The following is a 2674-nucleotide window of genomic DNA, read 5'->3' on the forward strand; positions in this document are numbered from 1 at the left end:
GTGCTGATCAGTGTTTGTTTGAGTTGCGATGCCATTGGGTGCGGGCCTAACGCCTGAATTAAGCCGAGCCGCGAAGCGGCTTCGGCTTGAATGAATTGTTAGGCCCCAACTCCCCCAGCAGCCAAGCCGCGAGCTGTCGCGGCCCGCGACGGTTGTCGTTGGCTGTATTGGCCGCCTCGCTGCATGCGGAGAGAAATAGCTGGCCGACGGAGCCAATCACCGGCAAGCCAAGTTGCTCTCGAAGGGCCACGCTTTCGCTCGCTAGCGACAGGAGCAGCTCATTCCGCTCGCCGAGCTGATGGCTCCCGAGGTAGGCGGGATAAAACGATGAGTTGAAGAAGAGCATGTCGCCGTGCTGTGCGGTATACGGCAATGCAATGGCAAGGAGTTCAAGGAGCTCGCCTTCCGCGGCCGCGAGCTGAGTCTCTAGCTTGTCCTGGCGGGATGCTTTCATTGGGGCCTAACGCCTGAATTAAGCCGAGCCGCGAAGCGGCTTCGGCTTGAATGAATTGTTAGGCGCCACGGTAAGTGGCGAAGCGGGCGAGTGCAACGGTCGCCGGCGAGACCGGGAGCAAGGAATCAGCCGGTGATCCGGGGAGAGTGTGGGGCCGGAACACCGGAGCCGATGGCGCCGCATTTCCGGGGAGAGATGCCGCCGGGGGCGATTGCTTGCCGGAGCGCGGACTGACCGAAGGCCAGCGGCGCGAAGGCATTGCATCGAATGCGGGCTGTGGGGCTTTCCCGGTGACTGCCAGCGACAGCGAGCGGCTATCGATTGCACCCACGCCTAACGCCTGAATTAAGCCGAGCCGCGAAGCGGCTTCGGCTTGAATGAATTGTTAGGCCTGAACCAGCTCCCGGCCGAAGGCAGGAACAAGAAAAGAGTTGCCAAGATGTAGGGCGCGGAAGCGGCGACTACAGAAATGGTAACGGTGAATTTTGGTGAGAGGGAAAGGGCAGCGAAGGAAGCAACCCGAAATAGTGTCCAGGCAGCCAAGAGCCAGCGGGCCCAGTTCTGCCGCTTGAAAATTGCCAAGACCAGAATGGTTGTAACGAGCACAACCAAGGCGCAAACAACCGCCACGAAAGGCAGTGACAAGAGAAAGTACTTGTCAGTATTTGCCAGAGACCGCACTGCACCAATCAGCCATATGGCGCTAGGAACTGCAAGAAGCAGTGCGGCTGCGACGACCGACTTTGGAGCGCTCTTGATCATTGAAGTCATAGTTGGTTGGAGAGGCCTAACGCCTGAATTAAGCCGAGCCGCGAAGCGGCTTCGGCTTGAATGAATTGTTAGGCCGCGGCCGTATTAACGACAACGACCACTTCCAGCGCGATATCAGCTTGCTCCACCCGCCCATCAGGTTGCGGCTTGCAATCATCCAGCGCGTAAATGATCTCAACAAAGTTTCCGGGCGAAAAATAGCGACGATCGTTCTTGTGATTGACGTAAATACCGATGGTTTCACTCGACCCGTCGGATTTCGTAACGGCCACCGTATTTGCCGGACCGCTATTGTCTTGGCCTGCGCGGTAGGCGCGAGCGATAACGCCCGCAACACGCCTGGTTGGTATCCGCCCGGAATTGACAGCTTGCCACCAAGGAGCAGTGGCAAATAGGCCGTGTTTACCGGCTAGGCCCATAAAGGGGCGAGACCGATCTTGTGTTAGCTCGTGTGTTTGAGCAAGACGCTCTGGATCGCGAGCAAGCTCTTCGGAAAGCCAATAGACGCGCTTGGCGCCCGGAGATAGGTCCGAGCACAGTGGGACTTGCTCGGACGGCGACGTCGCGTTCTCGCCTCGGAGCAGTTGTAACAGACGCTTCATCACTTCTTCCGCGGCCTAACGCCTGAATTAAGCCGAGCCGCGAAGCGGCTTCGGCTTGAATGAATTGTTAGGCCTCAGCCTGGCGTAACCCCACGCAGCCAGAAGGCCGACAAGGATCCACTGCACGGCCATTGCGCCCATGACCAGCGTAGTGCCCGGCGCATGGACGTTGCCTGAGACAAGAGTTGCTACGAGGTAGGCAGGCAAATTGGCCGCCATGGCGAGGTTGGAGGCGAGCGGGTGTACGAGGAGCCATTCGTGCGCAGGCGACCCGTCAGCGAGCAGAAACCAGCTAAGGGCCAACGCGAAAGTCGCAAGGAAGAATCCAGTCCGGAAGATCGTTCGCATACCTCCCCCTGAGGCCTAACGCCTGAATTAAGCCGAGCCGCGAAGCGGCTTCGGCTTGAATGAATTGTTAGGTGCCATCCGCCGCGCTAAGCACGGACATGACCTGCTCTCCGAGCGACACTGGGTCAGCCGAAGGCTCGAAGCACACCGACACATGGCCCCACGGCATGGGAAGGACAAACTGAAAAAAATTACCGTAGCGGACGATCAGGTAATTCAGGCCACCACAGTCGATGTTGCCACGTTGCGTCGTCAGCTTAAGCAGTGTCGGATTGACGAGCAGCTCCTCATACTTGTCTGTCTCCTCATTGCTTGCTCCGGAGGTTCCGTCTCTAGACCGCATGGAAAGATGCCCATCACGGTAGATGGCTACATATCGAACTACGGATGAAATGTTGAGGATACGGTCAAGCATCGACATGGCACCTAACGCCTGAATTAAGCCGAGCCGCGAAGCGGCTTCGGCTTGAATGAATTGTTAGGGCCCACACCGAGGCCC

Annotated in this window: 4 protein-coding genes; all 4 read right to left on the bottom strand. The window is 58.2% G+C overall.

What is annotated here, in order from left to right; all coding sequences use genetic code 11:
- Positions 1-58: 58 nt before the first annotated feature.
- A complete protein-coding gene (locus ACXJJ9_RS16610) occupies positions 59-454 on the bottom strand; it encodes a hypothetical protein (protein ID WP_457098196.1) in 396 nt (131 codons plus the stop codon).
- A gap of 345 nt (positions 455-799) precedes the next feature.
- Positions 800-1216 carry a hypothetical protein gene (locus ACXJJ9_RS16615; protein ID WP_457098197.1) on the bottom strand — a complete coding sequence of 139 codons (417 nt, stop codon included), beginning with the start codon at positions 1214-1216 and terminating at the stop codon, positions 800-802.
- 77 nt (positions 1217-1293) lie between these two features.
- On the bottom strand, positions 1294-1827 hold the full coding sequence (locus ACXJJ9_RS16620) for a hypothetical protein (protein WP_457098198.1): 534 nt from the start codon (positions 1825-1827) through the stop codon (positions 1294-1296).
- Positions 1828-2242: 415 nt separating this feature from the next.
- The gene (locus ACXJJ9_RS16625) at positions 2243-2596 is read right to left on the bottom strand and encodes a hypothetical protein (protein WP_457098199.1); all 354 of its coding nucleotides are present in this window, start codon (positions 2594-2596) and stop codon (positions 2243-2245) included.
- Between the last annotated feature and the right edge of the window lie 78 nt (positions 2597-2674).

The organism is Lysobacter sp. P5_B9 (genome assembly GCF_054049835.1).